22 protein-coding genes are annotated in these 23,521 nt (G+C 64.3%); 18 read left to right on the top strand and 4 right to left on the bottom strand.

Annotated elements, in window-relative coordinates:
* Positions 1–119 precede the first annotated feature (119 nt).
* From WD006_RS01030 to WD006_RS01055, 6 genes are all read left to right on the top strand, one after another.
* Positions 120–449 carry an FmdB family zinc ribbon protein gene (locus WD006_RS01030; protein WP_011515254.1) on the top strand — a complete coding sequence of 110 codons (330 nt, stop codon included), beginning with the start codon at positions 120–122 and terminating at the stop codon, positions 447–449.
* A 14-nt stretch (positions 450–463) separates the two neighbouring features.
* Complete coding sequence (locus tag WD006_RS01035) at positions 464–1,171, top strand: DUF502 domain-containing protein (RefSeq protein ID WP_011515255.1); 708 nt, start codon at positions 464–466, stop codon at positions 1,169–1,171.
* Positions 1,172–1,219: 48 nt separating this feature from the next.
* A complete protein-coding gene (aspS, locus tag WD006_RS01040; RefSeq protein WP_011515256.1) occupies positions 1,220–3,028 on the top strand; it encodes an aspartate--tRNA ligase in 1,809 nt (602 codons plus the stop codon).
* A 178-nt stretch (positions 3,029–3,206) separates the two neighbouring features.
* The gene (locus WD006_RS01045) at positions 3,207–4,142 is read left to right on the top strand and encodes a hypothetical protein (protein ID WP_011515257.1); all 936 of its coding nucleotides are present in this window, start codon (positions 3,207–3,209) and stop codon (positions 4,140–4,142) included.
* A 76-nt stretch (positions 4,143–4,218) separates the two neighbouring features.
* Positions 4,219–4,710: a dihydroneopterin triphosphate diphosphatase gene (gene nudB, locus WD006_RS01050; protein ID WP_008645954.1), complete on the top strand. Its 492-nt coding sequence runs from the start codon at positions 4,219–4,221 to the stop codon at positions 4,708–4,710.
* Positions 4,707–5,462 carry an endonuclease/exonuclease/phosphatase family protein gene (locus tag WD006_RS01055; protein ID WP_011515259.1) on the top strand — a complete coding sequence of 252 codons (756 nt, stop codon included), beginning with the start codon at positions 4,707–4,709 and terminating at the stop codon, positions 5,460–5,462. Before nudB ends, WD006_RS01055 begins: the two co-directional genes overlap by 4 nt.
* Before the next feature lie 16 nt (positions 5,463–5,478).
* On the opposite strand, the gene mobB is transcribed toward WD006_RS01055, so the two are convergent.
* Entirely contained in the window at positions 5,479–5,988 is a 510-nt protein-coding gene (gene mobB / locus WD006_RS01060; RefSeq protein ID WP_011515260.1) for a molybdopterin-guanine dinucleotide biosynthesis protein B, read from the bottom strand.
* Between the two features lie 93 nt (positions 5,989–6,081).
* On the opposite strand from mobB, the gene clsB reads away from it, so the two are divergent.
* From clsB to WD006_RS01095, 7 genes are all read left to right on the top strand, one after another.
* Positions 6,082–7,431, top strand: coding sequence for a cardiolipin synthase ClsB (gene clsB, locus WD006_RS01065; protein WP_063834255.1), 1,350 nt, complete (start codon positions 6,082–6,084; stop codon positions 7,429–7,431).
* A 382-nt stretch (positions 7,432–7,813) separates the two neighbouring features.
* On the top strand, positions 7,814–8,404 hold the full coding sequence (locus WD006_RS01070) for a TetR/AcrR family transcriptional regulator (protein WP_008645958.1): 591 nt from the start codon (positions 7,814–7,816) through the stop codon (positions 8,402–8,404).
* Between the two features lie 90 nt (positions 8,405–8,494).
* On the top strand, positions 8,495–10,282 hold the full coding sequence (locus WD006_RS01075) for an acyl-CoA dehydrogenase C-terminal domain-containing protein (protein WP_011515263.1): 1,788 nt from the start codon (positions 8,495–8,497) through the stop codon (positions 10,280–10,282).
* 113 nt (positions 10,283–10,395) lie between these two features.
* Positions 10,396–12,822 carry a 3-hydroxyacyl-CoA dehydrogenase/enoyl-CoA hydratase family protein gene (locus WD006_RS01080; RefSeq protein WP_011515264.1) on the top strand — a complete coding sequence of 809 codons (2,427 nt, stop codon included), beginning with the start codon at positions 10,396–10,398 and terminating at the stop codon, positions 12,820–12,822.
* Positions 12,823–12,843: 21 nt separating this feature from the next.
* Complete coding sequence (locus WD006_RS01085) at positions 12,844–14,043, top strand: acetyl-CoA C-acyltransferase (protein WP_029308421.1); 1,200 nt, start codon at positions 12,844–12,846, stop codon at positions 14,041–14,043.
* A gap of 113 nt (positions 14,044–14,156) precedes the next feature.
* Positions 14,157–15,113 (top strand): DegV family protein, encoded by a 957-nt coding sequence (locus WD006_RS01090; RefSeq protein WP_008645964.1) that lies wholly within the window; start codon positions 14,157–14,159, stop codon positions 15,111–15,113.
* Positions 15,114–15,147: 34 nt separating this feature from the next.
* Entirely contained in the window at positions 15,148–15,924 is a 777-nt protein-coding gene (locus WD006_RS01095; RefSeq protein WP_011515266.1) for an enoyl-CoA hydratase, read from the top strand.
* 81 nt (positions 15,925–16,005) lie between these two features.
* Here the strand turns inward: WD006_RS01095 and WD006_RS01100 are convergent, their stop codons facing one another.
* The gene (locus tag WD006_RS01100; protein WP_008645967.1) at positions 16,006–16,410 is read right to left on the bottom strand and encodes an acyl-CoA thioesterase; all 405 of its coding nucleotides are present in this window, start codon (positions 16,408–16,410) and stop codon (positions 16,006–16,008) included.
* A gap of 87 nt (positions 16,411–16,497) precedes the next feature.
* Here WD006_RS01100 and WD006_RS01105 point away from each other — a divergent pair, with 87 nt between their 5' ends.
* The 4 genes from WD006_RS01105 to WD006_RS01120 all read left to right on the top strand — a co-directional run bounded on the left by WD006_RS01105 (position 16,498) and on the right by WD006_RS01120 (position 21,249).
* Complete coding sequence (locus tag WD006_RS01105) at positions 16,498–18,390, top strand: ABCB family ABC transporter ATP-binding protein/permease (RefSeq protein ID WP_011515268.1); 1,893 nt, start codon at positions 16,498–16,500, stop codon at positions 18,388–18,390.
* Between the two features lie 182 nt (positions 18,391–18,572).
* Positions 18,573–19,631 (top strand): ABC transporter substrate-binding protein, encoded by a 1,059-nt coding sequence (locus WD006_RS01110; RefSeq protein ID WP_011515269.1) that lies wholly within the window; start codon positions 18,573–18,575, stop codon positions 19,629–19,631.
* Positions 19,628–20,473: an ABC transporter ATP-binding protein gene (locus tag WD006_RS01115; protein WP_011515270.1), complete on the top strand. Its 846-nt coding sequence runs from the start codon at positions 19,628–19,630 to the stop codon at positions 20,471–20,473. Before WD006_RS01110 ends, WD006_RS01115 begins: the two co-directional genes overlap by 4 nt.
* Positions 20,470–21,249, top strand: coding sequence for an ABC transporter permease (locus tag WD006_RS01120; RefSeq protein WP_035833021.1), 780 nt, complete (start codon positions 20,470–20,472; stop codon positions 21,247–21,249). Before WD006_RS01115 ends, WD006_RS01120 begins: the two co-directional genes overlap by 4 nt.
* Before the next feature lie 67 nt (positions 21,250–21,316).
* Here the strand turns inward: WD006_RS01120 and WD006_RS01125 are convergent, their stop codons facing one another.
* Both WD006_RS01125 and WD006_RS01130 read right to left on the bottom strand, forming a co-directional pair.
* Positions 21,317–21,775 carry an Lrp/AsnC family transcriptional regulator gene (locus tag WD006_RS01125; RefSeq protein WP_011515272.1) on the bottom strand — a complete coding sequence of 153 codons (459 nt, stop codon included), beginning with the start codon at positions 21,773–21,775 and terminating at the stop codon, positions 21,317–21,319.
* Positions 21,776–21,838: 63 nt separating this feature from the next.
* Positions 21,839–22,393 carry a cysteine dioxygenase family protein gene (locus WD006_RS01130; RefSeq protein WP_029308419.1) on the bottom strand — a complete coding sequence of 185 codons (555 nt, stop codon included), beginning with the start codon at positions 22,391–22,393 and terminating at the stop codon, positions 21,839–21,841.
* 177 nt (positions 22,394–22,570) lie between these two features.
* On the opposite strand from WD006_RS01130, the gene WD006_RS01135 reads away from it, so the two are divergent.
* On the top strand, positions 22,571–23,515 hold the full coding sequence (locus WD006_RS01135; protein WP_024569482.1) for a LysR family transcriptional regulator: 945 nt from the start codon (positions 22,571–22,573) through the stop codon (positions 23,513–23,515).
* Positions 23,516–23,521 lie beyond the last annotated feature (6 nt).

Genomic DNA, 23,521 nt, shown 5'->3' on the forward strand with positions numbered 1-23,521 from the left:
GCTTTGCATCGCCGAGCGCCCCCGATCTCGCGCAATTCGCCTTGATCGACGCCCTTGTCATTTGGCGTGGCGCTGCCATCTATCAGTTTTACGTTTCAGTTTTCCGCGAAAGAACCACCATGCCGATCTATGCCTACCGTTGCGACGCCTGCGGATACGGGCGCGATGTGCTGCAGAAGATGAGCGATGCCCCGCTCACGGACTGCCCATCCTGCGGCGCCGCCGGAACCTACAAGAAGCAGCTGACCGCCGCCGGCTTCCAGCTCAAGGGATCTGGCTGGTACGTCACGGACTTCCGCGGTGGCAGCGGCGGCACCAGTGCCCCGGCCACCTCGGGCAACGCCACCGCGCCTGCCGCCCCGGCAGCATCCGCCGAATCGTCTACCGCATCGACAACTTCCGCGGCTCCGGCCGCCGGTGGATGCGGCGATTCGTGCGCCTGCCACTGACGCCCAGGCAAGCCGTGGTCACCAAGAAAACCTCCGCCTTGAAGACCTGGTTCCTGACCGGGCTGCTCGTGCTGGTGCCGCTGGGCATCACCCTGTGGGTGCTCAACGCCGTCATCAGCACGATGGATCAGAGCATGGCGCTGCTGCCGCTGGCATGGCAGCCCGAAAATCTGTTCGGGCTCCGCATTCCGGGCTTGGGCGCCATCCTGACGCTGCTGTTCATCCTGGTGGTGGGCGTGCTGGCCCATAACTTCATCGGCCAGCGGCTGGTGAAGTGGTGGGAAGCGCTGCTCCGTCATATCCCCGTGGTCGGTCCGATCTATACCAGCGTCAAGCAGGTCTCGGACACGCTGCTGTCGTCGTCGGGCAACGCGTTCCGCAAGGCGCTGCTGGTGCAGTACCCGCGCGAGGGATCGTGGACCATCGCGTTCCTGACCGGCCGGCCCGGCGGTGACGTGCAGAATCACCTGCAGGGCGATTACGTCAGCGTCTACGTGCCGACCACGCCGAACCCGACCTCGGGCTTCTTCCTGATGATGCCCAGGGCCGATACGATCGAACTCGACATGACCGTCGACGCCGCGCTGAAGTACATCGTGTCGATGGGCGTCGTGGCCCCGGCGGACCTGCCGCGCAAGTCCGGTGCCGACACGCGCCCGGCGCATGGCGCAGTGGCCGATGCCGATGCCGACGACGCCGTAGCCGATACTCATACCAATTGATTGCGCGCGGCCGTTCATCGCGGCCGCGCATTACAGGGAATCTCTCCTATGTCCTCCATGCGTACTCACTACTGCGGTCTGGTGACCGAACAACTGATCGGCCAGGAAGTGGCCCTGACCGGCTGGGTGCAGCGCCGCCGCGATCACGGTGGCGTGATCTTCATCGACCTGCGCGATCGCGAGGGCCTGGTGCAGGTGGTGTGCGACCCGGATCGTCCGGAGATGTTCAAGGCCGCGGAAGAAATCCGCAACGAGTTCTGCATCCGCATCACCGGCAAGGTGCGCCCGCGTCCGGCCGGCACCGAGAACGCCAACCTGACCTCGGGCAAGATCGAGGTGCTGTGCCATGAGCTGACCGTGCTGAACCCGTCGGTCACGCCTCCGTTCCAGCTCGATGACGACAACCTGTCGGAAACCACCCGCCTGACGCACCGCGTGCTGGATCTGCGCCGTCCGCAGATGCAATACAACCTGCGCCTGCGCTACAAGGTGGCGATGGAAGTGCGCAAGTACCTGGACGCACAGGGCTTCATCGACATCGAGACGCCGATGCTCGGCAAGAGCACGCCCGAAGGCGCCCGCGACTATCTCGTGCCGTCGCGCGTGAACCCGGGTCACTTCTTCGCGCTGCCGCAGTCGCCGCAGATCTTCAAGCAGATGCTGATGGTCTCGGGCTTCGACCGTTACTACCAGATCACCAAGTGCTTCCGTGACGAGGACCTGCGCGCCGACCGCCAGCCCGAATTCACGCAGATCGACTGCGAAACGTCGTTCCTGACCGAACAGGAAATCCGTGACCTGTTCGAGGACATGATGCGCACCGTGTTCAAGAACGCGATCGACGTGGACCTGGACGCCAAGTTCCCGGTGATGGAGTTCCGCGAGGCGATGGCCCGCTTCGGCTCGGACAAGCCGGACCTGCGCGTCAAGCTCGAATTCACCGAACTGACCGAGGTGATGAAGGACGTCGACTTCAAGGTGTTCTCGGGCCCGGCCAACAGCGACAACGGTCGCGTGGTCGGCCTGCGCGTGCCGGGTGGCGGCGCGATCTCGCGTGGCGAAATCGATGCCTACACGCAGTTCGTGGCGATCTATGGCGCCAAGGGCCTGGCGTGGATCAAGGTCAATGAAGTGGCCAAGGGCCGCGACGGCCTGCAATCGCCGATCGTGAAGAACCTGCATGACGCCGCGATTGCCGAGATCCTGAAGCGCACTGGCGCCCAGGACGGCGACATCATCTTCTTCGGCGCCGACAAGGCCAAGATCGTCAACGACGCGATCGGCGCGCTGCGCCTGAAGGTCGGCCATTCGGAGTTCGGCAAGAGCACGGGCCTGTTCGAAGACACCTGGAAGCCGCTGTGGGTGATCGACTTCCCGATGTTCGAGTACGACGAGGAAGATGCCCGCTGGGTGGCCATGCACCACCCGTTCACGAGCCCGAAGGACGAGCACCTGCAGTACCTGGAAACCGATCCGGGCAAGTGCATCGCCAAGGCCTACGACATGGTGCTGAACGGCTGGGAAATGGGCGGCGGCTCGGTGCGTATCTACCGCGAGGACGTGCAGAGCAAGGTGTTCCGCGCCCTGAAGATCAACGACGAGGAAGCTCGCGCCAAGTTCGGTTACCTGCTCGACGCGCTGCAGTACGGCGCGCCGCCGCACGGTGGCCTGGCCTTCGGCCTGGACCGTATCGTGACGATGATGGCCGGCGCTGACTCGATCCGTGACGTGATCGCGTTCCCGAAGACGCAACGTGCGCAGGATCTGCTGACGCAGGCCCCGAGCACGGTCGACGAGAAGCAGTTGCGAGAACTGCACATTCGTCTGCGTGCCCAGGAGCCGAAGACCACGGCCTGATCGTTGTTCAGACCCGCAAAAAAGCCGCGCCGATGCGCGGCTTTTTTGTTCTTGGTGCAAGGATGCGTTTCCATTTGTTACTACCCGGAACGAAGCCGCCGGGGAGAATGTCTTTCTGCGTTGATACGCGTGATGCAGGCCCGCCTCGAAGGCCGCCGCGACGTGGGAGGACCAAGGCGTGAATCTAGATACCGAACTGATCCGTGCGTTCCTGCAAGTTCATGCGGAAACGATCTTGACCTGGCTGGCAGCCGGGTTGCTCATGATGCTGTTGGCCCGCTTCGAACTGCGCCGCGCGGTACGCAAGTCGGCGCAGGCGATGTCCCAATCGGTGGCCGCCACGGTGGCCGCTTGTGTACCGGATATCGCGCACGCCGCGCAGCAAGGACATACGGTGCCGGGCGAACTGGCTGCTACCGGCACCGAACCGGTGGCCACCCAGCGCGCGGACGCACTGCGCAAGCTCGCGCTCGATACCGTGGCTACCGTCATGACGCGTGGCCGCTGGCTCGAAGACGTTGGCAACCTGCGCCTGGGCGAGGATGCGCTGTTGTCCGGCCGGCGTGCCGGTGGCGCGGATCCGCTGCTCGTGGTGGCGCCGCAACCCGTGGTGCAGGCGTACCTGAACGCCCAGCGCACCTTCGACGATGAAGCGACCACACTGCAGAACCATCGGCGCGAGGCGCTTCGGCTTCAGGAGGCGTTGCAGGCACTTAATGCCGAGGCAGCGCATGTCGAGCAGGAAACGGCAAGCATTGTGATGCGCTTCGAGCAGGTCAATGCGCAGGTTGCCCAAGGCGTGGAAGCAGGCGACTATCAGCGGTTCCTGATCCAGAAATACAACCAACTCGGCGTGCGCGAGAAGGAAATCGGGCAGGAACGCGCGTCCATGGCAGCACAGGCACGCGAGGCCGCCGATGCACTGGCCAGCCTTGCGCATACGGCCTCGCAGCGCTATACGCAGGCGCTGGCGCCACTGATGCAGCAGCTTCGCTCAGCATGGGGGCATGGCGATTCGCCCGAGGTGTTCGATACTTGGCTCCGAGCCGCGCCGGCCGCGCAGCCGGGTGACCGTCAGGCGACGATCCGCCCCGGCGAACATACATTGGCCTGAGTAGGAGGGCAGCGGCCGGAGCGCGCCATTGGCGTCCGGCTGCGCTATGCTTTGGTTTGTCCCTGCCGCCCTTCCCATGCGCTACAAGATTCCCGAATCGGTACTGGTCGTGATCCACACACCAGACCTGCAAGTCCTCCTGATCGAGCGCGCCGACCGGCCCGGCTATTGGCAGTCGGTGACCGGCAGCCTCGATGCCGAGGACGAGCCGCTACCCATGACCGCCGCGCGCGAGGTGGCCGAGGAAACCGGACTTATCGCCAGCCGCTATTCGCTGACCGACTGGCAACACACCATCGACTACGAGATCTATCCGCAATGGCGCCACCGCTATGCGCCGGGCATCACTCGCAATACCGAGCACTGGTTCGGGTTGTGCGTACCCGCGCCGATGCCGGTGACGCTGGCGCCGCGTGAGCACCTGCGCTTCGAATGGCTGCCCTGGCAGGCGGCCGCGGCGCGTTGCTTCTCCAGCAGCAATGCCGAAGCAGTGCGCCAGCTTGCCTGGCGCGTGGCAGGCGGTCAGGGCGCCGGGCTCGACGTCACGAACGGAGCCGCCGCACCATGAAGTTGCGCGTTGTCACCTACAACATTCACAAGGGTGTAAAGGGATTCACCGGCAAGCCACGAATCCAGAGCGTGCGAACCGGCCTGCAGTCGATGGACGCGGATATTGTGTTCCTGCAGGAAGTGCAGGACCGCAATGATCGCCTGATCGCGGCCGAGTTGTTCGACCCCGATCACACCCAGCTCAACTACCTGGCGACGGATGCCTATCCGCATTCGGTCTATGGCCGCAATGCAGTGTATGACCATGGCCATCATGGCAATGCAATCCTGTCGCGCCATCCGATCCTGATGTCGGAAAACCTCGATATCTCCGATCACCGCTTCGAGCAGCGCGGGCTGTTGCACGCGGTGGCCGATATCAACGGCGTCGAGGCACACCTGATCTGCGTGCACTTCGGCCTGTTCGCGGGTAGCCGCGTGCGTCAGACCACCGCGCTGGTGGAGCGCGTGCGTAGCGTGGTGCCGGCCGATGCGCCGCTGGTGATCGCGGGCGACTTCAACGACTGGAACCACAAGCTCGACTCGAAGATCTGCAACACGCTCAATGCCGTGGAGTCGGCGAATGCGAAGAACGGACGCATCCATACGTTCCCGAGCCATATGCCATGGTGGCAGCTCGACCGTATCTACGCGCGGGGCTTCGAGTTCGAGCGCACGCAAGCGCTGACCGGCCGCGAATGGGCGCAGCGCTCGGACCATGTCCCGCTGATGGCGGAACTGGCCCGGCGGGTGGCAATTCCGGAGGTCTGATGTCTGGCGATCGGATTCAGCGATCGAGATAACCGCGGATCCACGCGTAGATCGCGTCGACATCCGAGAGGTTCAGAACGGGCAGGGTCGTCTGTCGGGAGACCTCTTCCGGGACGTCGGTCGCCACCGCGACCACACCCGGCACATCCGTCCATAGCGGCGCCTTGCCGTTGGCAGGGCGATAGATTTCCAGCTTCGGGAAATCGCTCCACTTGTAGCCTTCCACCATCACCAAGTCGGTGTCAGGCGGCAGTACCGACAATGCCTCGCCGATCTCGGGCGACGGCTTTTCTTCGGGGTAGTGCCGCATCAACGTCAGGTGACGGGCGCCCACAAGCACCACGTTCTGGCAGCCGCCCTCGCGCATCCGCCATGAATCCTTGCCCGGCGTGTCTGGGTCGAACCCGTGGTGAGTGTGCTTGATGCCCGCGACGCGTAGGCCATCGGCTACGAAACGGGGGATCAACTGGTCCAGTAGCGTGCTCTTGCCGCTGCCCGACGAGCCGGCGATACCGAATACCTTCACAATGCTTTCCCTGTTGGGCGTCACAATGCTCCGACAATATCAGACTTCGCCAGGGCCATGTGCAGGAGCCGCCCGTTCGCCGATAATCGAGCCATGTCACGGATCAACGATCGGGTATCGCCCCCAACGTCGAGTGCGCCAGGCACGCCGGAATCGCCATCGAGCGCATTGCATCAAGAGGTTGGCGATCCCGCTGCCACCACCGTTGCCAACGCCACTGCGCCATTGATGCGCTGGGTGCGCCGGCGCGGCAGCCCGGTCCAGGGCAACCTGGTCGATCTGCTGAGCAACGGCCAGGAGTATTTTCCCGCCCTGATCGAGGCGATTGATGCCGCGCGCGTGCACGTCGTGCTCGAGACCTATATTTATGCCGACGATGATGTCGGCGCCCTTGTTACTGATGCGTTGATCCGGGCGGCGCAACGCGGTGTGGATGTCAGGCTGGTCGTCGACGGATTCGGCGCGGGGGATCTGCCTGCGACGCTCGCCAGCCGGCTGCGCGATGGAGGTGTGCGCCTCGAGGTTTTTCGTCCGGTGCGTGGATTCAGGCTGGCGCGCCGGCATCTGCGGCGGTTGCATCGCAAGATGGCGGTGATCGACGACAGCGTGGCCTTCGTCGGTGGTATCAATATCATCGACGACCACAACTACGGCCCGCTGGAATTGCCCGAAGTCGGCCCACGCTACGACTTTGCCGTGCGCGTGCGCGGCCCGCTGGTGGCGCAGATCGCGCTCGCTTCGGCGCGGCTGTGGTTCCGGATGGCACAGCAACGCGGGCTGCGCGAAACCGCAACGGCTTTCACCGAAGTGGAAACGCTGACCACCGCCGCGCGGCAGGCCCGGCGCGAGCATCACGCGGGCGGCGTGGCTGCGGCATTGCTGCTGCGCGACAACCTGCGCAATCGCCGCACGATCGAGCGCGAATATCTCTACGCGCTGGGCGCCGCGCGTCATGACGTGATCATCGCCAACGCCTATTTTCTGCCTGGCACGAAGATGCGGCGCGCGTTGCTGGCGTGCCGTGAGCGCGGGGTGCGTGTGCGACTGCTGCTGCAGGGGATGGTCGAGTACCGGCTGCAACATTTCGCGACGCACGCGCTCTATGCGCGGCTGCTCGAGGCCGGCATCGAAATCTACGAATACGAGGCGAGCTTCCTGCACGCGAAGGTCGCCGTCATCGACAACTCGTGGGCGACGGTCGGCTCGAGCAACCTGGATCCGTTCAGCCTGCTGCTGGCACGAGAGGCCAATGTCGCGGTGTATGACCCGAGCTTTGCCGGCGTGCTGCGCGCGCGTCTGGAGCGGGCCATGGCGCAGCGCAGCGCGCGCGTGGTGCCCGAGGTTCACGCACGCCTGCCGCGACTGCGCCGGTTTGCCAATTGGGCGGCGTACTACGTGTTGCGTCTCGGCGTCGTGATCGCGGGTGTCACAGGCCGTTACTGACGCCGCGCAAGCCGGGCACGGTAACATGCTGCCCTGCCGCAAGCCGCGCCTTCCGCGCAAACGTGCCCCGGCCATTTCAAGCCGGTTTTAAGCCGATGCTGCATTGCGCCGCAAGTTACCAGCGCGATGCCGTCCGTTTAGAAACACGGGTCTAATTAAAAGCTTGATGCCAATCGGCCTCGCCAGAATAATCTGAACGACCGTTCTTTTTTGGCTTAGACTTCGTGCATTCGCGGCCGCCCCTATTGAAAATCAGCGACCGAAGTGCCTGCCGACCGCAACGTCAGGTCAAGAACAGTGCTCCTGAGAGCACTGCAAAGAACGGAGAAAAAACATGCGCCACCAGTCAGTTCGCCTTGAATCCGCCGCCGCGCCCGCGCCCTTGCGCAAGGGCGAGATGACGCGCGTGGCGATTCTCGATGCGGCACTGGAACTGTCGTCTCGCGACGGGCTCGAAGGGCTGACCATCGGCCTGCTCGCGGAACGTATGCAGATGAGCAAGAGCGGCGTCTTCGCGCATTTCGGTTCGCGCGAGGACCTGCAGGTTGAAGTGGTGCGCGAGTATCACCGGCGGTTCGAGCAGGAGGTGTTCTACCCCTCGCTGCAAGAGCCGCGTGGGTTGCCTCGCCTGTGGTCGATGGTGCGACGCTGGATGGAAAAGCGCATCCAGGAAGTGACCACGGGGTGCATCTACATCAGCGGTGCGGTCGAGTACGACGATCGCGCGGAAAGCCCGGTGCGTGACGAGCTCGTCAAGAGCGTCACGATCTGGCGTGCCGCGCTGATGCGTGCGATCGATCAGGCCAAGGAAGAGGGGCACCTGCGCGCGGATTGCGATCCGCGCCTGATGCTGTTCGAAATGTACAGTCTTGAACTAGGCTTGCATCACGACGCCCGTTTCCTTCGCCTGCCGGACAGCGCCGAGCTTGCCATGGTTGCGCTCAACAAACTGATTCAGTCTTACCGAACCTGAGCCGCCCCACGGGCAGCGCTCGCGCAATCCCACTTCAGGGTGCGCGGCTCGCGCGTGTGGTGGCACTAGCAAACCTCCAAGGAGTCTTTGATGGGCCAGTACACCGCACCGTTGCGCGACATGCAGTTCGTGCTCCATGAACTGCTCGGCGCCGAAGCCGAACTCAAGGCGATGCCGCAGCACGCGGACATCGACGTGGACACCATCAACCAGGTGCTTGAGGAAGCCGGCAAGTTCTGCTCCGACGTGGTCTTCCCGCTGAACCAGCCTGGTGACCGTGAAGGCTGCACCTACGTCGGCGACGGCGTGGTGCGCGCGCCCAAGGGCTTCAAGGAGGCCTATCAGCAGTTCGTGGAAGCCGGCTGGCCCGCACTGGCGTGCGATCCGGAGTTTGGCGGCCAGGGTTTGCCGATCATGATCAACAACGCGCTGTACGAGATGCTGAACTCGGCCGGCCAGGCATGGACGATGTATCCGGGCCTGTCGCACGGTGCCTATGAAGCGCTGCACGCGCACGGCACGCCGGAACTGAAGCAGACGTATCTGCCGAAGCTGGTGTCGGGTGTCTGGACGGGCACGATGTGCCTGACCGAGCCGCACTGCGGCACCGATCTCGGCATCCTGCGCAGCAAGGCCGAACCGCAGGCCGATGGCTCGTACTCGATCACCGGCACCAAGATCTTTATCTCGGCCGGCGAGCATGACATGGCCGAGAACATCATCCACCTCGTGCTGGCACGCCTGCCGGACGCACCTGGCGGTACCAAGGGCATTTCGCTGTTCGTCGTGCCGAAGTTCATCCCCGACGCCAACGGCAACCCGGGCGAGCGCAACGGCATCAAGTGCGGCTCGATCGAACACAAGATGGGCATTCACGGCAACGCCACCTGCGTGATGAACCTCGACGGCGCGCGCGGCTGGATGGTGGGCGAGCCCAACAAGGGCCTGAACGCGATGTTCGTGATGATGAACGCCGCGCGCCTCGGCGTTGGCGCCCAGGGTCTGGGCTTGACCGAGGTGGCCTATCAGAACTCGCTGGCCTACGCGAAGGACCGTCTGCAGATGCGCTCGCTGACTGGCCCGAAGGCACCGGACAAGCCCGCCGACCCGATCATCGTGCACCCGGACGTGCGTCGCATGTTGCTGACGCAAAAGGCCTACGCCGAAGGTGGCCGCGCGTTCGCCTACTGGACCGCGCTGCAGATCGACCGTGAACTGTCGCACCCCGACGAAAGCGTGCGCAAGGAAGCCGGCGACCTCGTGGCGCTGCTGACCCCGGTCATCAAGGCCTTCCTGACCGACAACGCCTTCACCTCGACCAACGAGGGCATGCAGGTGTTCGGCGGCCACGGCTACATCTCCGAGTGGGGCATGGAGCAATACGTGCGCGACGCGCGTATCAACATGATCTACGAAGGCACCAACACGGTTCAGTCGCTGGACCTGCTGGGCCGCAAGGTGCTGGGCGACATGGGCGCCAAGCTGAAGGCCTTCGGCAAGATCGTGCAGACGTTTGTCGAGGAAGAAGGCACGAGCGAGGCGATGCAGGAGTTCGTCAACCCGCTGGCCGACATCGGCGACAAGGTGCAGAAGCTGACGATGGAGATCGGCATGAAGGCGATGGGCAATGCCGACGAAGTGGGTGCTGCCGCCGTGCCGTACTTGCGCGTGGTGGGACACCTCGTGTTCTCGTACTTCTGGGCCCGCATGGCCAAGATCGCCCTGGACAAGCAGGATAGCGGCGACAAGTTCTACACGACCAAGCTGGCCACGGCGCGCTTCTACTTCGCCAAGCTGCTGCCGGAAACCGCGGGCGAGATTCGCAAGGCTCGCGCTGGCGCATCCACGCTGATGGCGCTGGACGCAGATCTGTTCTGATTGGGGTTGCTCCCCTGAGGGTTGTCTCCCTTCTCCCCTGATACGGGAGAAGGGGAGAATCCACCCGCAGCATATTCATCTCTCCTCAAACGCTCACTAGCCAAGGAGCGCGCATGTCCAATTTCATCGTCAAGAAGGTCGCTGTGCTCGGTGCCGGCGTCATGGGGGCGCAGATTGCCGCCCATCTGATCAACGCCCGCGTTCCCGTGATCCTGTTCGACCTGCCGGCCAAGGAAGGCCCGAAGAACGGTATCGCCGATCGCGCGATCGAGAACCTGAAGAAGCTCTCGCCCGCGCCGCTCGGCATCAAGGAAGAGGCCGGCCTGATTCGCGCCGCCAACTACGAGGACGACATCGCCCTGCTCAAGGAGTGCGACGTGGTGATCGAGGCGATCGCCGAGCGCATGGACTGGAAGCATGACCTCTACAAGAAGGTGTCGCCGCATCTCGCGCCGAACGCAATCTTCGCCACGAACACGTCTGGCCTGTCGATCACGGCGCTGTCCGATGGCTTCGATGCCGACCTGAAGTCGCGCTTCTGCGGTGTGCACTTCTTCAATCCGCCGCGCTACATGCACCTGGTGGAGCTGATCCCGACCGCGACGACCAAGCCGGAGATTCTCGACCGTCTGGAATCGTTCCTGACCACGTCGCTGGGCAAGGGTGTCGTGCGCGCCAAGGACACGTCGAACTTCATCGCCAACCGTGTCGGCATCTTCTCGATCCTGGCCGTGTTCGCCGAAGCCGAGAAGTTCGGCATTCCGTTCGATATCGTCGACGACCTGACCGGTACCAAGCTGGGCCGCGCCAAGTCGGCCACGTTCCGCACCGCCGACGTGGTAGGCCTGGACACGATGGCGCACGTCATCAAGACGATGCAGGACAACCTGACCGATGACCCGTTCGCGCCGGTGTACAAGACGCCGGCCGTGCTGAAGGGGCTGGTGGATGCCGGCGCGCTGGGCCAGAAGACCGGCGCCGGTTTCTACAAGAAGGAAGGCAAGGCGATCAAGGTGCTGGACGCCAAGTCTGGCCAGTACGTCGAGTCCGGCAAGAAGGCCGACGAGATCGTCGTGCGCATCCTGAAGAAGGAACCGGCCGAACGTATCAAGCTGCTGCGTGAATCGACCAATCCGCAGGCCCAGTTCCTGTGGGGCGTGTTCCGTGACGTGTTCCACTACATCGCCGTCTATCTGGAACAGATCGCTGGCTCGGCGGCCGATATCGACCTGGCCATTCGCTGGGGCTTCGGCTGGAACTCGGGTCCGTTCGAAGATTGGCAGGCCGCTGGCTGGAAGCAGGTGGCCGAGTGGGTCAAGGAAGATGTCGAGGCAGGCAAGGCGCTCTCGAACGCTCCGCTGCCGGCATGGGTGCTGAACGGCGCCGTGGCCGAGAACGGTGGCGTGCATGGCGCGCAGGGTTCGTGGTCGCCGGCGGCCAGTGCATTCGTCAAGCGTGCCGAATTGCCGGTGTACCAGCGCCAGGTGTTCCGTGCCGCGCTGAAGGGTACCGACTCGCCCGATCCGCGCCGTGCCGGCAAAACGATCGAGGAGAACGATGGCGCGCGCATCTGGACCACTGATGGTGCCGACGATGTGCTCGTGATCTCGTTCAAGAGCAAGATGAACACGGTTGGCCCAGATGTGCTCGATACCATCGTGCGCGCCGTGGAACTGGCCGAAGCCAGCTACAAGGGTCTGGTGGTGTGGCAACCGACGTCGCTGCAACTGGGCGCGCCGGGTGGTCCATTCTCGGCGGGCGCCAACCTGGAAGCCGCGATGCCGGCCTTCATGATGGGCGGTGCCAAGGGCATCGAGCCGTTCGTCAAGAAGTTCCAGGACACGATGATGCGCGTGAAGTACGCGGCGGTGCCGGTGGTGCCGGCCGTGTCGGGCATCGCGCTCGGCGGTGGCTGCGAACTGATGCTGCATTCCGCGAAGCGGGTGGTGGCGCTGGAAAGCTATGTCGGTCTCGTCGAGGTGGGCGTGGGTCTGGTGCCGGCCGGCGGTGGCCTCAAGGAAGCCGCGATCGCAGCAGCCAAGGCCGCGCAGGCAGCGGGCAGCACGAACTACCTGAACTTCATCACCAATCGCTTCCAGGCAGCGGCGATGGCCAAGGTGTCGTCGTCGGCGCTCGACGCGCAGAAGATCGGCTACGTCCAGCCGACCGACACGATCGTCTATAACGTCCATGAACTGCTGTACGTGGCGCAGAACGAAGTGCGCGCGCTGGCCAACGCCGGCTATCGCGCACCGCTGCCCGGCCAGCTGATTCCGGTGGCTGGCCGCTCGGGCATCGCCACGATCAAGGCATCGCTGGTCAACATGCGCGACGGCAACTTCATCTCGGCGCACGACTTCCTGATTGCCTCGCGCATCGCGGAAGTGGTTTGCGGCGGCGATGTGGAGGCCGGCTCGCTGGTCAGCGAAGACTGGCTGCTGGCGCTGGAGCGTCGCGCATTCATCGACCTGCTGGGCAACGGCAAGACCCAGGAGCGGATCATGGGAATGCTGCAGACGGGCAAGCCGGTGCGCAACTAATCAGGCCAACGAGGAACCGACATCATGAAACAACTGCAAGACGCATACATTGTCGCGGCTACCCGTTCGCCGATCGGCAAGGCCCCGAAGGGCGCTTTCAAGAACACCCGTCCCGATGACCTGCTGGCGACGATCCTGCAAGCGGCCGTGGCCCAGGTGCCGAGCCTGGACCCCGCGCTGATCGAGGACGCCATCGTCGGCTGCGCGATTCCCGAAGCGCAGCAGGGCCTGAACGTGGCGCGTATCGGCGCGCTGCTGGCAGGCCTGCCCAACACCGTGGGCGGCATCACCGTGAACCGCTTCTGCGCGTCGGGCCTGTCGGCCGTGGCAATGGCTGCGGACCGTATCCGCGTGGGCGAATCGGATGTAATGATCGCCGCCGGCGTGGAGTCGATGAGCATGGTGCCGATGATGGGCAACTCGCCGTCGATGTCGCCGTCGATCTTCGAACGCGACGAGAATATCGGCATTGCCTACGGCATGGGTCTGACGGCCGAGAAGGTGGCCACGCAGTGGAAGGTCAGCCGCGAGGACCAGGATGCGTTCTCGCTGGCATCGCACCAGAAGGCCATCGCCGCGCAGCAGGCTGGCGAATTCAAGGACGAAATTACCCCGATTGAGGTAGTTGAGCGGTTCCCGGATCTCGCGTCTGGTCAGATCAACGTCAAGACGCGTACTATTTCGCTGGACGAGGGACCGCGTCCCGATACGTCGGTGGAAGGGCTTGGCAAGCTGCGCGCGGTGTTCGCCAACAAGGGCAGCGTGACGGCCGGCAATAGCTCGCAGACGTCCGATGGCGCCGGCGCGCTGATCCTGGTTTCGGAGAAGATCCTCAAGCAGTTCAACCTGGTGCCGCGGGCCCGTTTCGTATCGTTCGCGGTGCGTGGCGTGCCGCCGGAGATCATGGGGATCGGTCCGAAGGCAGCGATTCCGGCTGCGCTGAAGGCCGCTGGCCTGACGCAGGACCAGATCGACTGGATCGAGCTGAACGAAGCGTTTGCCGCGCAATCGCTGGCGGTGATGCGTGACCTGGAACTTGATCCGGCCAAGGTCAACCGGATGGGCGGCGCCATCGCGCTGGGCCACCCGCTCGGTGCGACCGGAGCGATCCGTTCGGCCACTGTGGTGCACGCACTGCGTCGCCACAACATGAAGTACGGCATGGTGACCATGTGCGTGGGCACGGGCATGGGCGCAGCCGGAATCTTCGAGCGCGTATAAATAAAGCGCGCCAGGGACAGCCCGACGGGTGGGCTGTCCCGACCTTCGATCAGGTGAGGAAATGCATGGACACGGAGATGCCAACACACTGAAACCGAGGGGAGAACAACAATATGCAGGAGACCGCCATTCTGGCCGACGCGGCGTGTGACATGCCGCGCGCGATGATGGACGCGCTAGGCGTCCGCACGATTCCATTCCGCATCCGGGCCGGCGACCGCTTCGTGGTCGACACCCGCGACGAAGCCGAGCTTCCAAACCTGTACCAGAAGTATCTGGTCGGCAAGCAGGACCACTACGCGGAATCGATCCCGCTGCTCGAACGCGAGCTGGAAGACCATTTGCTCAAGAACGTGGTGGCCGGTTGTGACCGGGCCATTTTGCTGACCATCGCCAGCAGCCGTAGCAAGCTGTATTCGAATGCCACCGGCGCGGTGGTCGGTACTGTCGCGCGCAGTTTCAAGCTGCGCAAGGATGCCGGCCGCAGCGGGCTGTTCGACCTGACCGTGATCGACACCGGTGCCATTGGCCCGGGCCAGGCGCTGATCGTGCGCGAGGCTGCGCGAATGCTCGCCGACGGCGCCAGTGCGGCATCCGTGGTCGACGCGGTCGAGAACCGCCTGCGCGATGCGGCCCACATGTTCCTGATTCCCGACGAACTGCTCTACATGTACACGCGTGCCAAGCTCAAGGGCGAGAACAGCATCACGTGGAGCCGCTACATGCTTGGCAGCGCGTTCAACATCCGCCCGGTAATCCATATGCACCGGGGCGTCACCCAGGCCATTGCCAAGGCGCGTGGCAACGAAGAGGGCGTTCGCCGGCTGCTCTCCCACGTCGAAGCCTGCATTCGCGCCGACAGCCTGCTGACGCCGGCCGTGGCCGCGTGCTATGCGGGCGATATCGATGAGGTGGAATCGCTGCCGGCCTGGCAATCCTTGAAGCACATCGCCGCATCGCGCAACGTGGAGCTGATGCTGGCGCCGATGAGCCTGACCGTCGCGCTGAACGTGGGAGCGGGCGCGTTCGGCTTGAGTTATCTTTCCGAAGCGCCGCCACCGTTCGTGTGATCGGCTTCCTTCTCAAAACGGAGACGAGGTAGAAATGAGCATTGCAACCAGCATCGACCAGGGCGTACTGACCATTGGCTTCGATCGCATCGACAAGAAGAACGCGATCACCGCGGCGATGTACCAGACCATGGCCGACGCGCTGCGCGCCGCCGAGACCGACGCCGCGGTTCGCGTCATCGTGATCGAAGGCAAGCCGGAAGTCTTCACGGCGGGCAACGACATCGAGGACTTCCTGAAGCGCCCGCCGACCAACGGCGCCGATGGCGCGCCGGCACCGGTGTTCCAGTTCCTCCAGGCAATCAGCCGGGCGACCAAGCCCATCGTGGCATCGGTCAGCGGCGCAGCCGTTGGCATCGGCACCACGCTGCTGCTGCATTGCGATCTCGTCTACGCATCCGAGACGGCAAAGCTGGCGCTGCCGTTCGCCCAACTCGGCCTCTGCCCGGAGGCGGCGTCGAGCCTGCTGTTGCCGCGCATGGTCGGCTATCAGCGCGCCGCCGAAAAGCTGCTTCTTGGCGAGGCATTCAGCGCCCAGGAAGCCTTCGAAATCGGTCTGGTGACGAAGGTACTGTCGGTGGCGGAACTGCAGGGTTATGTGCGTCAGCAGGCGGCCAAGCTGGCGGTGCTGCCCGCGTCGTCGCTGCGCGAAACCAAGCGCCTGATGAAGGGCGATGACGCGGCGGCCGTGGAAAAGAAGATGCTTGAGGAGGGCGAGGTGTTCCGCCGCATGCTGGTCGCGCCGGAAGCGAAGGAGGCCTTTACGGCATTCTTCGAGAAGCGCAAGCCGGATTTCTCGAAGTTCAGCTAAGGCGAAGCAAGCTGTAGCTTGTTTGCGCCCCTCTCCCATGCGATGGGAGAGGGGCTGCGGAGAGGAGAGAACTCCCTGCGATCAAGCCGCCGGCAACACCCTTGGTTGCCGGCTCTCGTCGGTGGCCACGTACGTCAGCGTGGCCTCCGTCACTTTCACGATCTCGTTGGCGTGGCGCATCCGTTGCGCGTAGACCTCCACGGAGACCGTGATCGACGTGCGGCCCGTCTTGACGATGTCGGCATAGAAGCTGACCAGATCGCCGACGAACACCGGATTCTTGAACAGGAACGAATTCACCGCCACGGTGGCCACGCGGCCTTGGGCGCGCTCCACGGCGGGGATCGATCCGGCCATGTCCACCTGCGACATGATCCACCCGCCGAACACATCGCCGTGTACGTTGGCGTCGGCCGGCATCGGCACCACGCGCAGCGCGGGATTCTTGCCGGAAGGGAGTTCGGGAACAAAGCTGGAAGTGGTCATGGCGGGTCTTTCGGGGCGGATGAAGCGGAGGCCTGCCGGGTTGTCGGATCTCTGCGACAATCGCGGCATTGGCCCGAATTCTAACGTATGCGCCGCTATTCCACGACCGCCGAGCCCGCCCCCGCCGAGCCGGCAAATTCGCTGTTCCAGGGCGGCGGCGCGCGCCGCAGTGACTGGCAGACCGTTCGCAACCTGCTCCCCTACGTCTGGCACTACAAGTGGCGCGTGATGCTGGCGCTTACCTGCCTGGTCGCCGCCAAGGTGGCCAACCTGGGCGTGCCGGTGCTGATGAAGAAGCTGGTCGACAGCATGAACATCGCGCCTGGCGATCCGGCGGCGTTGCTGGCCGTGCCAGTGGGATTGATTGTTGGCTACGGTCTGTTGCGCCTATCGAGCACGCTGTTCACCGAGTTGCGTGAAATCCTCTTCTCGAAGGTCACGCAGAGCGCGGTGCGAGAGATCGCGCTGCAGGTGTTCCGCCATTTGCACGCGCTGTCGCTGCGCTTCCATCTGGATCGGCAGACCGGGGGGATGAGCCGGGACATCGAGCGCGGGACGCGCGGCATCCAGTCACTGATCTCGTACTCGTTGTACAGCATCCTGCCCACGCTGGTCGAGATGTCGCTAGTGATCGGCTTCTTCGTTGTGCGCTACGACATCTGGTTCGCCGCGATCACGATCTGCGCGCTGGCTGGCTACATCGTGTTCACGATCGTCGTGACCGAATGGCGCACGCATTTCCGGCGCAAGATGAACGAGCTCGACTCGCGCGCCAACCAGAAGGCAATCGACTCGCTGCTGAACTTCGAGACCGTGAAATATTTCGGGAACGAGGAGTACGAGGCACGCCGCTACGACGAGAACCTGCGTACCTATCGCACGGCGGCGATCCGCTCGCAGAACTCGCTGTCGTTCCTGAATTTCGGCCAGCAGGCGATCATCGCCCTGGGCCTGATCCTGATCCTGTGGCGTGCCACGGTGGGCGTTGCCGCCGGCAAGCTCACGCTTGGTGACCTCGTGCTGGTCAACACGCTGATGATCCAGCTCTATATCCCGCTCAACTTCCTGGGCGTGATCTATCGCGAGATCAAGCAGGCCACCACCGATATGGACCGCATGTTCGTGCTGCTCGGCACGCAACAGGAGGTGGCCGACACGCCCGGCGCGCCGGTGCTCGCCGTCAACGGCGCCGAGGTGCGCTTCCGCCATGTCGGCTTTGGCTACGAGAAGAACCGCGTGATTCTCGACGACGTCGATTTCACGATCGCGGCGGGGACGACAACGGCCGTGGTTGGCCACAGCGGCTCGGGCAAGTCCACGCTCGCGCGGCTGCTGTTCCGCTTCTACGACGTCACGCGGGGCAGCATCGAGGTCGATGGGCAGGACATCCGCAAGGTGCGGCAGGTCAGCCTGCGCGCGTCGATCGGCATCGTGCCGCAGGACACCGTGCTGTTTAACGACAGCATCTACTACAACATCGCCTATGGCCGCCCGGAGGCCACGCGCGAGGAAGTCATCGAGGCAGCGCGCGCCGCGCAGATCGACACCTTTATCAGCGAATTGCCGCAGGGCTACGACACGCCGGTGGGCGAGCGGGGCCTGAAGCTGTCCGGCGGCGAGAAGCAACGGGTGGCCATCGCGCGCACGCTGCTGAAGAACCCACCGATCCTGGTATTCGACGAAGCCACGTCGGCGCTCGACTCTCGCACCGAACAGGCGATCCAGTCGGAACTGATGCGGCTGGCGCAGAATCGCACCACGCTGCTGATCGCGCACCGGCTATCGACCGTGGTGCACGCCGACCAGATTCTTGTGATGGACCGTGGACGCATCATCGAGCGCGGCACCCATGCCGAGCTGATGCGGGCCAATGGCCACTACGCCGAGATGTGGCAGATCCAGGCGCGCAACGCGGCGGAGGGCTCGCCCGATGCCGACGCGCTGGCGATCGATGTGGGCGACGCCACGCAGGATGCATAGCGCAAGGCATCGATTGTCGACAATCGATGCCAGCAACCGCGGCTGAGAACTGTCCGCGCACAATCCTGGTTCGTCATTGCGCCACCGGCACGCCTTGCCCCGGTGCATGAGAGACGCCTGAAAAGCTGGCACGCCACTTGCGAAAAGCCCTCTCCAGAGAGATCAACTACTGGAGAAGGTCCATGCCGCAATCCCCTCTGCGCCGTCATCTGCTGAAGCTGTGCACCGCCATGGGCACCACCATGGTGCTGTCGACACTCTGCGCGGGCACCGCGCAGGCGCAGACCGCGACGAAGATCCGCTTTCAGCTCGACTGGCGCTTTGAAGGGCCATCCGCGCTGTTCCTGCTTGGCGAGCAGAAGGGCTACTACAAGGCCGAGAAGCTCGACGTGTCGATCGACGCCGGCAATGGATCGGGCAACGTGGTCAATCGCGTGGCCTCCGGCACGTACGACATGGGTTTTGCCGATCTGGCATCGGTAATGGAGTTCTACGGCAACAACCCGGACGCGAAGAACAAGCCGGTGGCCGTGATGATGGTCTACAACAACACGCCGGCCGCCGTGCTGGCGCTGAAGAAGTCCGGCATTCGCGCGCCGAAGGACCTGACCGGCAAGAAGCTCGGCGCCCCGGTATTCGATGCCGGCCGCCGCGCGTTCCCGATCTTCGCCAAGGCCAACGGCCTGCAGGCGGCGTCGTTCAACTGGCAGGCGATGGACCCGACGCTGCGCGAGACCATGCTGACGCGTGGCGATCTCGATGCGATCACCGGCTTCTCGTTCACGTCGATCCTGAATCTCAATGCGCGCGGCGTGAAGGATGAGGACATCGTCGTGCTCCCCTATCCGCAGTACGGCGTGAAGCTGTATGGCAACGCGATCATTGCGTCGGAGCAGTTTCTGAAGGCCCACCCTGAAGCGGTCAAGGCCTTCCTGCGGGCGTTCGCGAAATCGGCGAAGGACGTGATCGCGAACCCGGAAGAGGGGATCAAGGCCGTGAAGGCGCGCGACGGGATCATCGACGAGAAGCTTGAAGTTCGCCGGCTGAAGATGGCGCTCGACGCGGTGGTCAAGTCGCCCGACGCGAAGGCGGAGGGTTTCGGGCGCGTCAACAAGCCGCGACTGTCGCTGATGGCATCCCAGGTGGCCGACGCCTTCGCCACGAAGGGGCGCATCAATCCCGATGCGCTGTGGACCGATGCCTACCTGCCGTCGGCAGCCGAACTGGATGTCCTGCGATGATGGCCCGGCAAGCGCTTCACCCCGCCACTGGCGGAGCCTCCAACGCAACCCGGCCGTTCGTCGATTTCAATCGCGTCTGGCTGGCCTACGACGACGATCTGGCGCGGCGCGGGGAGTTCGCGGTCGAGGACATCTCGCTGCAGGCAGCCGAAGGCGAGTTCATCGCCATCGTCGGCCCCTCTGGATGCGGCAAGTCGACGTTCATGAAACTGGCTACCGGCCTGCGGCAGGCCACGCGTGGTGCGGTCAGCATCAACGGCGAGAAGGTCAGCGGGCCGCTCAAGCAGGTGGGCATGGCTTTCCAGGCGCCGACGCTGCTGCCATGGCGCACCACGCTCGACAACGTGATGCTGCCGCTCGAGATCGTCGAGCCGTACCGCTCGACCATGCGCGCGAAGCGCGACGAGTATGTGGCGCGTGCCCGCGATCTGCTGAAGACGGTCGGGCTTGCTGGTTACGAGGACAAGTATCCGTGGCAGCTTTCGGGCGGCATGCAGCAGCGGGCATCGATTTGCCGGGCGCTGATCCATCAGCCGCGAATGCTGCTGCTGGATGAGCCGTTCGGCGCGCTCGACGCGTTCACGCGAGAGGAACTCTGGTGCGTGCTGCGGGACCTCTGGCAGGCGCAGCGCTTCAACGTGATCCTCGTCACGCACGATCTGCGCGAGGCCGTGTTCCTGGCCGATACCGTGTACGTCATGAGCGCGCGGCCGGGGCGCATCCTGCTGCGCCGGGAGATCGACCTGCCGCGCCCGCGTCCGCTCGATGTCACCTATTCCGAACCCTTCGCCGAACGCGTGCACGAGTTGCGCGAGAAGATCGGCCACGTCAGGCAGCAATGATCATGAACACGATGTCTTCGATTCAGGCAAAACGCGTGCAGCGCGTGGCCCCGTGGCTGTTGCTGGGTGCGTTCCTGTTGCTGTGGCAGGTGGCGTGTCTCGCGTTCAACGTGTCGGACTTCATCTTGCCGAGCCCGTCTTCGATTGTCGCTTCGATGACCGAGTATGGCGATGTGATCGCCGCTCACGCGTGGCGCACCTTCTGGACCACGATGGTCGGCTTCGGCCTGGCCATCGCGGTGGGCGTGGTGCTCGGCATGCTGATGGGATCGTCGAAACTGGCGTACGCGGCAACCTATCCGCTGATGACGGCCTTCAACGCGCTGCCGAAGGCGGCGTTCGTGCCGATCCTGGTGGTGTGGTTTGGGCTTGGCGCCGGGCCGGCGATCGTGACCGCGTTCCTGATCTCGTTCTTCCCGATCATGGTCAATATCGCGACGGGGCTGGCGACACTCGAACCCGAACTCGAGGACGTACTGCGCGTGCTCGGCGCCAAGCGTCGCGACGTGCTGCTGAAGGTGGGCCTGCCCCGCGCGATGCCGTTCTTCTTCGCCTCGCTGAAGGTGGCGATCACGCTTGCGTTCGTCGGCACCACGGTGTCGGAGATGAACGCCGCCAACGAAGGAATCGGCTATCTGCTCGTGTCCGCAGGATCGGCCATGAAGATGCCGCTGGCGTTCGCCGGTCTCGTCGTCATCGCCATCATGGCGATGGGCATGTATGAGCTGTTCTCGGTGCTGGAGAAACGGATGACGGGCTGGGCGCATCGGGGGTGAGGCTTCGGTGTTTCTCCGCTTTCCCGCTCCGGGGGAGAGCGGACCGGCTTCTCTGAAGCCTGACCCGCTACGCGTAATCCAGCGGCAGCGCCGTCGTGTACTTGATCTGCTCCATCGCGAAGCTGGAACTGACGTCAGCAAGCTCGGTGCCCTGGATCAGCTTCTTGTACACGGCGTCATAGGCGGCGATATCGGGCACCACCACGCGCAGCAGGTAGTCGGTATCGCCCGCCATGCGATAGAACTCGGTGACTTCCGGGATCGACGCCACCAGCCCGTGGAAGGTCTTGAGCCATTTTTCGCTGTGCTGGTTGGTGCGGACCGAGACGAAGACGGTCACGCCGACGTTCAGCTTGGCGGGGTCGAGCAGCGCCACGCGCTTGCGGATGATGCCGGACTCTTCCAGCTTTTGGACTCGGCGCCAGCAGGGAGTCGATGTCAGGCCGACCTGTTCGCCGATCTCGGCGACGGGCACGGTGGCGTCCTCCTGCAGAATGCTGAGGATCTGGCGGTCATAACGGTCCATGGGGTCTCGCAATCAAGGGGGCGAAAGGGGTGCCGGGCACCCGCCGCCCTTGCGGTGCGAGTGTCAGCTGACGACGGTGTCTACCAGCAGGTTGACGCCGGTGGAGATGCGGCTCTGTTCCACGCCGTAGATGTGCAGCGAGACGGTGACGTCGTCGCTGGCATTGCCGAGGGCGTGGATGTGTTGCAGGCCGGCCGGCACGCTGAACGTATCGCCGGCTTCGCGCGTCACGGCGCCGACCTGCGACGCCGTGCGGCTTTCCGGATCCCAGCGGTAGTGCCGTTCGTACATGGTGCCGCGCAGCACGCGATAGGCGCACCACGTGCGATGGCCGTGCACCGGGCTGAACTGGCCGGGACGCCAGACCAGCAGCATCACGGAAAAGCGTTCGAACGGGTCGGCGTGGACCAGATGGCGGGTGTAGGTATCCGGGCTGCCTTCCAGCGCGCCCGGCGGCAGGCTGGCCAGCAGCGTTTCCGCATCGGGCAGGCTCGCGGCGACTTCTTCGGCGACCATGCGGGCGTTCTTGGCCAGGGTGGCTTCGATTCCGCTGGTGAACGGCGTCAGTGGCGACGGTTCTGGGGCGCCGGAGCTGGCGCAAGGGGCGGAGGTTTGCATGGCGAGCTCTTCTTGGTGGTGTTATGGCTTCCATCATAGGAGGACCCTCCGAGCACAATGATGCAAATTTCAGTCTGGAATGGATTGGAATTGTAATCCTGTTCTACTGGTTGCGCATTTTTGGGAATTATCTTGCGCGCCGTGCGTCCGCGCGGGCGCCGGGTGATAATCCGCGCCATGGAAATCAAATGGCTTGAAGACTTCGTCAGCCTGGCCGAGACGCACAGCTTCTCGCGCTCGGCGGAACTGCGGCATGTCACGCAGCCGGCATTCTCGCGTCGGATCCAGTCGCTCGAGGCGTGGGTCGGCACCGAACTGATCGACCGTTCGAGCTATCCCACCAGCCTGACGGCCGCCGGCAAGGTGTTCTATGAACAGGCGCTGGCGATGCTGGCGCAGGTCAGTGAGACGCGGGCGCTAATGCGCGGCCAGCGCTCGGCCAACGCGCAGGTGCTGGAATTCGCGGTGCCGCACACGCTGTCGCTGACGTTTTTCCCGGAGTGGCTCAAGGGGGTCGAGCGCAAGGTCGGCACGCTGCCATGCCGGCTGCGGGCGCTGAACGTGCACGACGCGGTGCTGATGCTCGTCGAAGGTGGGTGCGACCTCGTCATGGTCTATCACCACTCGCGCCAGGCCATCCAGCTCGACCCGGCGCACTACGACATGCTGGTGCTCGGCACCGAGCGCCTGTCTCCCTATAGCGTCCCCGATGCGTCCGGCCGCCCGCTGTTCCGGATGCCCGGCACCGACAAGAAGCCGGTGCCGTACCTGAGCTACACGCCCAATGCCTTCCTTGGCCGCATGGTGGACATGCTGCTGGCCGAATCGCCGGAAACGCTCAAGCTCGACAAATGCTACGAGACTGATATGGCCGAGGCGCTCAAGGTCATGGCGCTGGCCGGGCATGGCATGGCCTTCCTGCCCGAGAGCGCGGTACGCGAGGACGTTGCCGCCGGCCGGCTGGTGCGCGCCGATGCCGCGAAGGGCTTGCCCCAGTCGATCGACATGGAAATCCGGCTCTATCGCGAACGGCCGCCGGAACACGCCAACGAGCGGCGCGGCAGCCAGCAGCGCCGCAAGCGCCAGCTCGTGGACAAGATCTGGGCGGCGCTGACCTCGTAAAAAACC

The organism is Cupriavidus sp. Met-2 (assembly GCF_049843575.1).
GTDB classification, from domain to species: domain Bacteria; phylum Pseudomonadota; class Gammaproteobacteria; order Burkholderiales; family Burkholderiaceae; genus Cupriavidus; species Cupriavidus metallidurans.

Bases quoted from the DNA above. Each gene is read 5' to 3' on its own strand.
- WD006_RS01030 (WP_011515254.1), top strand. From the start codon at position 120: ATGCCGATCTATGCCTACCGTTGCGACGCCTGCGGATACGGGCGCGAT.
- aspS (WP_011515256.1), top strand. From the start codon at position 1,220: ATGTCCTCCATGCGTACTCACTACTGCGGTCTGGTGACCGAACAACTG.
- nudB (WP_008645954.1), top strand. From the start codon at position 4,219: ATGCGCTACAAGATTCCCGAATCGGTACTGGTCGTGATCCACACACCA.
- WD006_RS01055 (WP_011515259.1), top strand. From the start codon at position 4,707: ATGAAGTTGCGCGTTGTCACCTACAACATTCACAAGGGTGTAAAGGGA.
- clsB (WP_063834255.1), top strand. From the start codon at position 6,082: ATGTCACGGATCAACGATCGGGTATCGCCCCCAACGTCGAGTGCGCCA.
- WD006_RS01075 (WP_011515263.1), top strand. From the start codon at position 8,495: ATGGGCCAGTACACCGCACCGTTGCGCGACATGCAGTTCGTGCTCCAT.
- WD006_RS01080 (WP_011515264.1), top strand. From the start codon at position 10,396: ATGTCCAATTTCATCGTCAAGAAGGTCGCTGTGCTCGGTGCCGGCGTC.
- WD006_RS01090 (WP_008645964.1), top strand. From the start codon at position 14,157: ATGCAGGAGACCGCCATTCTGGCCGACGCGGCGTGTGACATGCCGCGC.
- WD006_RS01095 (WP_011515266.1), top strand. From the start codon at position 15,148: ATGAGCATTGCAACCAGCATCGACCAGGGCGTACTGACCATTGGCTTC.
- WD006_RS01100 (WP_008645967.1), bottom strand. From the start codon at position 16,410: ATGACCACTTCCAGCTTTGTTCCCGAACTCCCTTCCGGCAAGAATCCC.
- WD006_RS01105 (WP_011515268.1), top strand. From the start codon at position 16,498: ATGCGCCGCTATTCCACGACCGCCGAGCCCGCCCCCGCCGAGCCGGCA.
- WD006_RS01110 (WP_011515269.1), top strand. From the start codon at position 18,573: ATGCCGCAATCCCCTCTGCGCCGTCATCTGCTGAAGCTGTGCACCGCC.
- WD006_RS01115 (WP_011515270.1), top strand. From the start codon at position 19,628: ATGATGGCCCGGCAAGCGCTTCACCCCGCCACTGGCGGAGCCTCCAAC.
- WD006_RS01120 (WP_035833021.1), top strand. From the start codon at position 20,470: ATGATCATGAACACGATGTCTTCGATTCAGGCAAAACGCGTGCAGCGC.
- WD006_RS01125 (WP_011515272.1), bottom strand. From the start codon at position 21,775: ATGGACCGTTATGACCGCCAGATCCTCAGCATTCTGCAGGAGGACGCC.
- WD006_RS01130 (WP_029308419.1), bottom strand. From the start codon at position 22,393: ATGCAAACCTCCGCCCCTTGCGCCAGCTCCGGCGCCCCAGAACCGTCG.
- WD006_RS01135 (WP_024569482.1), top strand. From the start codon at position 22,571: ATGGAAATCAAATGGCTTGAAGACTTCGTCAGCCTGGCCGAGACGCAC.